The sequence below is a fragment of the Streptomyces sp. NPDC029216 genome (assembly GCF_040648015.1).
Taxonomy (GTDB): Bacteria; Actinomycetota; Actinomycetes; order Streptomycetales; family Streptomycetaceae; genus Streptomyces.
In genome coordinates this window covers 21422-28845 of record NZ_JBEZWL010000095.1, presented here as the reverse complement: position 1 = coordinate 28845, position 7424 = coordinate 21422, and the positions used below count along the sequence as shown (strand labels likewise).

At 72.7% G+C, this 7424-nt stretch carries 6 protein-coding genes; 3 read left to right on the top strand and 3 right to left on the bottom strand.

Translation table 11 applies throughout. The features are described 5' to 3' along the window. The 3 genes from AB0F18_RS27505 to AB0F18_RS27495 all read right to left on the bottom strand — a co-directional run. Positions 1 to 1179, bottom strand: a 1179-nt coding sequence (locus AB0F18_RS27505) for an MAB_1171c family putative transporter (RefSeq protein ID WP_362065273.1), incomplete at its 3' end; no start/stop codon positions are given. Beyond that, complete coding sequence (locus tag AB0F18_RS27500) at positions 1176 to 1733, bottom strand: toxin-antitoxin system, toxin component (RefSeq protein ID WP_362065271.1); 558 nt, start codon at positions 1731 to 1733, stop codon at positions 1176 to 1178. The genes AB0F18_RS27505 and AB0F18_RS27500, both read right to left, overlap by 4 nt. Before the next feature lie 64 nt (positions 1734 to 1797). Next, positions 1798 to 2466: a helix-turn-helix transcriptional regulator gene (locus AB0F18_RS27495; RefSeq protein ID WP_042817517.1), complete on the bottom strand. Its 669-nt coding sequence runs from the start codon at positions 2464 to 2466 to the stop codon at positions 1798 to 1800. A 335-nt stretch (positions 2467 to 2801) separates the two neighbouring features. On the opposite strand from AB0F18_RS27495, the gene AB0F18_RS27490 reads away from it, so the two are divergent. The 3 genes from AB0F18_RS27490 to AB0F18_RS27480 all read left to right on the top strand — a co-directional run bounded on the left by AB0F18_RS27490 (position 2802) and on the right by AB0F18_RS27480 (position 7407). Continuing rightward, positions 2802 to 3674, top strand: coding sequence for a helix-turn-helix domain-containing protein (locus tag AB0F18_RS27490; RefSeq protein WP_362065269.1), 873 nt, complete (start codon positions 2802 to 2804; stop codon positions 3672 to 3674). A gap of 241 nt (positions 3675 to 3915) precedes the next feature. Then, positions 3916 to 5274 (top strand): 6-phospho-beta-glucosidase, encoded by a 1359-nt coding sequence (locus AB0F18_RS27485; protein WP_362065266.1) that lies wholly within the window; start codon positions 3916 to 3918, stop codon positions 5272 to 5274. Between the two features lie 156 nt (positions 5275 to 5430). After that, positions 5431 to 7407 carry an MDR family MFS transporter gene (locus tag AB0F18_RS27480; protein WP_362065276.1) on the top strand — a complete coding sequence of 659 codons (1977 nt, stop codon included), beginning with the start codon at positions 5431 to 5433 and terminating at the stop codon, positions 7405 to 7407. Positions 7408 to 7424: the final 17 nt, after the last annotated feature.

Here is a 7424-nt window from a genome sequence, read left to right as displayed (position 1 = left end):
CGCCGGGGCCGCCTGCCGCCGGGCCGCGGCCACCAGCGGCGAGTGCCGCAGCGCGTGCGAGATCCGTACGAGGTCGCGCGGCGCGTCGGCGGTGACGAGCGCCGGGCCCGCCTCCGCCGCCTCCTCGCCCCCGGCCGCCGCCTCCGGGTCGGCGGCGCTGACCAGTACCGCGGCCGCCACCATCGCCGCGTCCGCGACGGCGCGGGCCGTCTCCTCGTCGGCGCCGGCCTCCACGGCCCGCGCGTAGGCGGTGTCACGGCACCGCCGGTCGAAGCAGGGGCCCAGCCGCAGGAACCCGTCGTGGATGTCGGACTCCCGCTGGATCACCCGGATCTCGGCCGGGGACCACCAGGACATCCGCACCCCGGGCGTGCCACCGGGCCCGGTGCTCCGCACCTCGTGCCACAGCGCGCCCAGGTGCCGGTAGGTGCTCCAGGTCCGCCAGCTGTCCGACACCCGCTGGTACACCAGGGGCAGCACGAAGCCGACCGAGCTGACGAGCGCGCCGAAGGCGGCCAGCGGCGGGGCGACGGACGAGCACAGGTAGTCCAGGTCGTGGCCCAGCCAGCGGGCGGCGACGGCGGACATCTTCGCGGCGTCGTAGGCCAGGCTGATGGAGTAGCCCGAGACGATGATCAGCAGGCCGGCCCGCAGCCAGCCGCAGACCTGGAGGGACCAGCGCCAGCACATCGAGACCATCATCAGCACCGCGACCAGGTGCGCCAGCAGGTAGGCGGTGATCATCAGCCGGACGTAGGGGGTGCTCGCGTAGTACGTGTCGAAGTCGCGCAGCCGCTCGACGGGCGCCGAGCCGAGGGCGAAGAACACGACTATCGCCACGACGACCACGGAGTAGCCGGCGATCCAGCGCGTCGAGGTGTGCCTGATCTCTTCCGCGGGGCCGCCGCGCCAGTTGAACACCAGGACCAGGCAGGAGCCGCTGAAGGCGGTCATCAGGCTGTAGACCAGGGGGGCGGAGACGTTGGGGATCCCGGTCCAGCGGTTGACGGCCTCGATGGTGGGCGGGGCGGCGAAGGTGAAGACCGAGCCGCCGAGGAGGAGCAGGACACAGACCGATCGCAGCAGCGGATCGCGCCAGTTGGTGCGCAGGGCCGGCAGCTTGCAGACGAAGGCGACCGCCATGGCGGCCGCCGGGATGTAGTAGTCCGGTCCTTTCAACGGTCGTTCCTGTGCCCCCGGTAGCCGAGGGAGGTCTCGATCCGGCCCGCCAGCTCGTCGCGCTGGGTGGCCGGCCGCCCGCCGGAGGATCCGGCCAGCCAGGTGCGGCACCGGCTGCCGAGCAGGAGGCCGAAGGTCTCGGCCTCCGTCTCCTCCCGGACGTCGGTGCGGGTGCGCGCGGCGACGCTGCGGACCGTCTCGCCGAGGTCGGCCCCGTCGCTCAGCAGCCGGGCCGCGACCGCGGCGCCGTCGACGTGGTGGCTGCAGTGGCCGGCCTTCATGTGCCACAGTTCGTGGCCGAGGATGACCAGCTGGTGGTCCGGCGCGGTGCGCTCCTCGATCACCACCAGGTCCCGGTCCGCCATGTCCAGCCACAGGCCGCTCGCCGTCCCCTGCGGGAACGCCGCCATCCGGAACTGCACCGGGCGTCCCCGGTGTCTGCTCATGCCGTCGCAGAGGGCGGTGTAGAGGTCCACGGGTTCCACGGGGGCGGCCAGCTTGATGCCGGACACCAGCTCCGCGCACAATCGCCGCTGCGCTCTGCCTATGCTCACCGTTCTCCCCGTCGGCGCGGATCCGGATCAGGACTCAAGGATCAGATCCAGACTTTCGACTGGGTCATGATTCGTTCGGTTTGACGCTTTCGAGAAGCATGTCCAGCCATTCGGTCACCTTGTCCCGGTGCTTGTCGCTGGGCAGTTGGGCGGCGCGCCAGGCGATGCCCCGGACCCCGTGGTTCTGCAGGAGCCGCGCGAGCGGGTCGCCGGCCGCGGCGGCCTCCGCGGGTACCGTCTGCCGCTCGCGCCCCGCGAAGTCCTGGAGGAGCTGCTGCTCGGTCCGCTGGAGCGCGTCGGTGAGGGCGTCGGCGTCATGGGCGGTGAGGAAGCCCGCGTGCACCCCGAAGAACCGCTGGATGGCGTCGCAGTGCTCCATCGTGGGCCGCCGGTCGCCGTTGATGAGGGCGCCGGCCTGCTGCCGCGACATCCCCGCTCCGTCCGCGATCTCCTGCTGGGTGTAGCGCCGGCCGTTGGGTTTCACCCGGGTCCGCCGGAGCAGGTCGAGACGCTGGAGGAAGCGCGCCTGGAGGTCGGGTTCACCGGCCCGCCTGCCGTCGAGCAGGGACCTGATCACATCCGTGGGAACCCCGGAAGCCTCGGAGAGGCGACGGAGGTCGAAGACCTGGTTCGGGTCGCGGCCCATTTTGTTCGCCAGCTCGGCGACCCGCGTGACGGTTGCCGCCAGGGGCGCGTTGGCCACCGCGACGGGAGCCGGGAAGCCGTCTGTCACCAGTGGTTCTCCTAGATCGCGCGAGGTCAGTGGGCACGTGGTCGGCCTCAGGGAATCTATCCGGTTTGTTTTGGGAGAGCCAGAACTTGCCACAGCTGTGGCGCGAATGAGCTGTCGCCCGGCTGGAATTGCCACAATAGTTGACACTCGAATGAAGTCGGTAGCAGGATCGCCACACGGAAATGAAGATCCAGACCGTTGAGGAGGGGGAGCTCTCGGTGCCACATCTCGCAGCGGTGGGCCCGTCTGATGGCCTCGTCCGAGCCGGTGAGGAGCGCCTGGCGGGCGACGAGTCCGCCCGTGGCGCAGTGCGGTCGGAACGGCGCAAGGAGATTTTGCGCCAACGCCGCGAAGAACTGGGCCTGAGTCAGGAAGACGTCGCGGCGCGCCTGCGCATCAGTGTGCGCGCGTACGGGAACTGGGAGCGCGGGCTCGTCAAGGAATGGACGGACCGCAAACTCCTCGCCCTGGCCGAGGCCTTGGAAATGAGCGAGCGGCAGTGCTTCTGGCTCTTCCGGATCATGGTCGACCGGGACCCGCCGCCCACCTGGCGCGCGGCCGAGGAGAACCGGCTGCCCCAGGACCCGGCCCAGCGCGACTACCTGGTCGACTACGCGGCCCTGATGGAGGCCGTGCCCTACCCGAGCTTCCTGGTGGACCACCGCTGGGACGTGGCCCTCACCAACTCGGCCTTCGACCGGCTCTTCCAGACGGCGAGACCGCACCCGACGGCCCTGCCGGACGACAACTTCCTGCGCTTCGTGCTGTTCCACCCGGATGCCGCGGCCGTGCTGGAGGACCACGAGCCGGCCTGGTGCGTACCGCTGCTGGCCCAGTTCGCGACCGCCCTGCGGTCGGCCCCGGACGACGAGGGCCTGCGGAGCATCCGCCAGGAGGTGGCCCGCGACCCCTTCATGGAGGCGGCCTACCGCTACGGGGTCCCGCACTGGCTGACCACCCACGGCCAGGAGGCCGCCGAGCAGGACGGCGCGGTGCGCACGGTGCGCCACCCGGACCCGAGCTGGGGCCTGGTGCGCTGCCGGATGGTGGCCGAAACCAGCCGGATGCTCGACGGGATGGGGCTCACCCGGATCACCCTGGTGCTCTCGGCCCCGCAGGGCCTGCCGACCGGCCCGGTGCGCGGCGGCGCCGGGTTCCCGCAGCAGCAGGGGGCCCGCCTGCGGGCGGTTCCGGCGCTGGGGGACTGACGCGGCGGGGACACCGGTCCGACGCGCGGGGGACACTGGTCCCCTCAAGCGCCGCCACGGTGCGCGGCGGCGGATCCGGCGAGGCTCCGGTCCGCCACCGCCGGATGCCGAGCGCCTGATGCCACGATCGATGACATCGAGCTGATGTCGCGGATCGTGGCATTCGCGTGAGTGCCGGGGACACGTGCCCCGGGTCGTGGCGGCGGTCGGTACCTCGAAAGGCCGGAAGGACGGTAGGGGCGTGCGGTTGACCATCCTCGGCGGGGGCGGATTCCGCGTCCCGCTCGTCTACGGAGCACTGCTCGGCGACCACGCCGAGGGCCGGGTGTCCCGGGTGACCCTCTACGACGAGGACCCGGTGCGGCTCGCCGCCATGGCCCGGGTGCTCGCGGACCAGGCCGCCGCCTCGGGGGTGGCGGACGCCCCGGAGGTCACCGCCACCCGGGACCTGGACGAGGCCCTGCGCGGGGCGGACTTCGTCTTCTCCGCCATCCGCGTCGGCGGCCTGGAGGGGCGCGCGGCGGACGAGCGGATCGCGCTGGCCGAGGGCGTCCTGGGCCAGGAGACGGTCGGCGCGGGCGGGATCGCGTACGGCCTGCGCACCGTGCCGGTGGCCCGGGAGCTCGCGCGCAGGATCGCCCGGGTCGCCCCCGATGCCTGGGTCATCAACTTCACCAACCCGGCCGGGGTGGTCACCGAGGCGATGTCCGAGGAGCTGGGCGGGCGGGTCATCGGCATCTGCGATTCGCCGGTCGGCCTCGGCCGCCGGATCGCCCGGCTGCTGGGCGTCGCCCGCCCGGAGGAGGCCTGGATCGACTACGTCGGCCTGAACCACCTGGGCTGGGTGCGCGGCCTGCGCGTCGGCGGCCGCGACGAGCTGCCCCGGCTGCTGGCCGACGTCGAGGCGCTGGAGTCCTTCGAGGAGGGGCGCCTCTTCGGGGCGGAGTGGCTGCGCTCGCTGGGCGCGATCCCGAACGAGTACCTGCACTACTACTACTTCAACCGTGACACCGTGCGCGCCTACCAGGAGGCCAAGCAGACGCGCGGGGCCTTCCTGCGCGACCAGCAGCGCGGCTTCTACGCCGAGGCCGGCCGGCCGGAGCAGCCCGCCGGGGCGGCGCTGGCCGCCTGGGACCGTACCCGGGCCGAGCGCGAGGCGACGTACATGTCCGAGAACCGCGAGGTCGCGGGCGTCGGGGAGCGCGAGGAGAGCGACCTGGAGTCCGGCGGCTACGAGAAGGTCGCCCTCGCGCTGATGCGGGCCATCGCCCGCGACGAACGGGCCACGCTGATCCTCAACGTCCGCAACGGCTCGACGCTGTCCGTGCTGGACCCGGAGGCGGTGATCGAGGTGCCCTGCCTGGTCGACGCGAACGGGGCCCACCCGGTGTCCGTCGCCCCGCTGCCCCTGCACGCGGTGGGCCTGGTGACCTCGGTGAAGGCGGCCGAGCGGGCGGTCCTGGCCGCGGCGGCGAGCGGTGCGCGGGCCGACGCCGTGAAGGCCTTCGCGCTGCACCCGCTGGTGGACTCGGTGACCGTCGCCCGGCGGCTGCTGGACGGGTACGCGGCGGAGCACCCGGGGCTGGCCTACCTGCGCTGAGCGCGGGGGGCTTGGCAGGTTCACCCGTACGGCGGCTTGCGGCATGCGGGGCGGACGGGCGGCTGTGAGAGTGCGAGGGTGACCACTGCCCCCGCCGCGGCCGCGCCGCCGCCCGTGCTCGACCGGCGGCGGCGCAACGTCGTCTTCGGCACGATCATGCTCGGCGTGCTGCTGGCCGCCCTCGACCAGACGATCGTGGGCACGGCCCTCCCCACGATCGTGGGGGACCTGGGCGGCGGGGACCACATGGCCTGGGTGGTGACCTCGTACCTGCTCGCGGAGACCGTCGCGACCGTGCTGGTCGGCAAGTTCGGCGACCTCTTCGGCCGGAAGGTCGTCTTCCAGATCTCCGCGATCGTGTTCATCACCGGCTCCTTCCTGTGCGGCCTCGCCGGGAACATGACCCTGCTGATCCTGTGGCGGGGCGTCCAGGGCATCGGCGCCGGCGGCCTCATGGTCACCTCCATGGCGCTGATCGCGGACGTGGTGCCGCTGCGCGAACGCGGCACGTACCAGGGCGCGATCGGCGCCGTCTTCGGCGTCGCCACCGTCATCGGACCGCTGCTCGGCGGGCTGTTCACCGACCACCTGAGCTGGCGCTGGGCCTTCTACGTCAACGTCCCCATCGCGGTGCTGGTGGTCGCGGCCGCCGCCCGGACCATCCCCTCGGTACGGGCCGGGGGGCGGCCCCGCATCGACTACCTGGGCATCGCGCTGGTCGCGGTGGGGTCGAGCGCGCTGATCCTGGCCACCAGCTGGGGCGGCAACGAGTACCCCTGGAACTCCGGGGTGATCATCGGACTGCTGGCCGGCGGGGTGCTGGCGCTGGCCCTGTTCTGCCTGGCGGAGATCCGGGCCGCCGAACCGATGCTGCCGATGCGGCTGTTCCGCAACCCCGTCTTCACGGTGTGCTCGGTGCTCAGCTTCGTCGTCGGCTTCGCGATGCTCGGCGCGATGACCTTCCTGCCGACCTACCTCCAGTACGTGGACGGGGACTCGGCCACCCTGTCGGGCGTACGGACCCTGCCTCTGGTCATCGGCCTGCTGATCGCGTCCGTCTTCAGCGGCAACGTCACCAGCAGGACCGGCCGGTACCGGATCTTCCCCATCGTGGGCTGCGCGGTGATGGGCGCCGGCCTCTACCTGCTGTCGCGGATGGGGGCGGGCACCGGCGCCTGGCTGGAATCGCTGTACATGTTCGTGCTCGGCGCCGGCATCGGCCTGTGCATGCAGGTGCTCACCATCGCCGTGCAGAACACCGTGGACTACGCCGACCTCGGCACGGCCACCTCCGGCGTCACCTTCTTCCGGACGCTGGGCAGCTCGTTCGGCACCGCGGTGTTCGGGACGATCTACGCCAACGGCCTGGGGCCCGAGCTGAAGGCCGCCGTGGCCGAGGCCGCCCGGGCCACCGGCGAGGACCCGGCGCGGCTCGCCGCCGCCGCGCAGAGCCCCCAGGGGGTGCACGCGCTCGACCCGGCGGCGTCCGCCCCGATCGTCGGCGCCTACACCGAGGCCCTGCACACCGTGTTCCTGTGGACCGTGCCGGTGGCGGCCGTCGGCTTCCTCGTCGGGCTCTTCCTCAAACAGGTCCGGCTGCGCGACACCGCCCGCGCCGCGTCCACGGACATGGGCGACGGCTTCGCCTCCCCGGCCACGGCCTCGGGGGACTCCGCCAAGCTGCTGGAGCTGGCGGTGGGCAAGCTGGTGCGGAACATGGGGCCGCAGCAGGCCCGGGGCATCGTCGAGGCCTCCGACACCCGGCTGGACATGGCCGGCGCGTGGGCGGTCATGCAGGTGGACCTGCTGACCCGCACGGTCGGCCACGCCGGTCTGGGGCTGATCGCCTCGCGCCGGTCGCTGCCGCCGGAGGTGCTGCTGCCGGTCTTCGACCGGATGGTGGAGGAGGGCTACCTGACCCGGCAGAACGGGTTCTTCAGCCTGACCGGGGGCGGGCAGCGGGAGGCCGACGTCATCTCCGCCGCGTGGTCGCAGTGGCTCGGCGACCAGCTGGAGCGGGACCGGGGCCGCCCGCGCAGCGCGGAGCTGAGGGCGGCGGCGGACGCCATCGCCAAGCGGCTGCTGGCCGAGGACCTGCGCGAGGGCAACTTCGCGCCCCGGCAGGCGGTCTAGCCGTTTCCCTCGGATCA